The following is a 1,221-nucleotide window of genomic DNA, read 5'->3' as shown; positions in this document are numbered from 1 at the left end:
TGTTGATCTTTATTTAATCTTTACATTAATCTTCACCTAGTTAATTAGAATTTAATCAAGCTCTATGGGTTTTCACCTAAAATTTTTTTCAGTAGCAGAAAAAGTTTGCTGTTTACTACTACTGGACTAAAAAAGTGATCAATGTCTAATGCTGGCGCTGTCATTATTGTCATGGGAATTAGTAATGGTAATTATTAGCGGCTAAAGGCTTTGCGCTTCTACAACGCCAGCTTGGGCGATGACTTTTAACATTCTCGAAACTGTTTCGCGTGATTTTGATAATGAGAACAATTTTGGGCACACCGGGCGACGACATGATTTCAGCTAGCGGTGGAAAAACTACTATTTTCCCTAGCACTGGCAAGGATGATCTTACCGTTTTCCAAGGGGGGAATAATACCATCTTCGCCAATGAAGGCAATCAGGGTGATCGGGTTAGCGTAGGTATGGGCAGCAATAATACTGTCTACACAGGCGTTGGCGATGATGTGATTACAGTCTTTGAAAGTAATGAGAATTTAATCTTTGCAGGGGAGGGGGATAACCAGATCAGCCTGGTTAAAAGTGACAACAATCAGATTTTTGTTGGTGCTGGGGATGACACAATTTCTACGGAAAGGGGGGATAATGAAATCTTTGCTGGTGATGGGGATGACTTTATCACTACTCTTTTTGGTGACAATATCATCTACATGGGCGCTGGCGATGACAGAATTACCACTAAATTTGGTGATAATGTTATCTTCGCAGGAGCTGGAGATAACCTGATCGATGCTCAATCCGGTAACAATAAAATCTACGCTGGCACTGGTAATGACCAAATTACGACTGGCTTGGGTGATGATTTAATTTTTGCCGGAGTTGGCAATAATTTTATTAGTGCTGGCATTGGGAATGATACTGTTTTCCTTGGCAGTGGTATTGACGAGTTTTTGCTGTTAGAGGGTGAGGGAGCAGTTACTATTCATGGCTTCCAATCAGGTCAAGATGTCTTCCAAAATAATGAACTCAGTTTTACTGTTTCTGGAAATAGTACCTTAGTATTTGCCGAAAGTGGGGATATTTTGGCAACTTTAATTGATGTACAACTATAGCAATCTTAAGGTCAGGATTTAGCTATAAGTACTCAGCCGTCAGTAGAACTTTTTAGGACAACTTGGCGTCTTTGATAGCAAATAGCGATAAAATTAACAACCATGTACATTCGTAAAACTGTCTTCG

The 1,221-nt window shown here is 39.9% G+C and carries 1 protein-coding gene; it reads left to right on the top strand.

Going from position 1 to position 1,221, the window contains the following annotated elements; all coding sequences use genetic code 11:
* Nucleotides 1-281 precede the first annotated feature (281 nt).
* Complete coding sequence (locus F6K53_RS43710) at nt 282-1,094, top strand: calcium-binding protein (protein WP_293067582.1); 813 nt, start codon at nt 282-284, stop codon at nt 1,092-1,094.
* Nucleotides 1,095-1,221: the final 127 nt, after the last annotated feature.

Origin of the sequence: Moorena sp. SIO4A1, assembly GCF_010672065.1 — a bacterium.
In the GTDB taxonomy this organism is placed as follows: Bacteria; Cyanobacteriota; Cyanobacteriia; order Cyanobacteriales; family Coleofasciculaceae; genus Moorena.
Note: the sequence above shows the minus strand (reverse complement) of the source record. Positions and strands in the feature narration are given on the sequence as shown.

Excerpts from the sequence above, each read along its gene's own strand:
- F6K53_RS43710 (WP_293067582.1), top strand. The coding sequence starts at position 282 with ATGAGAACAATTTTGGGCACACCGGGCGACGACATGATTTCAGCTAGC.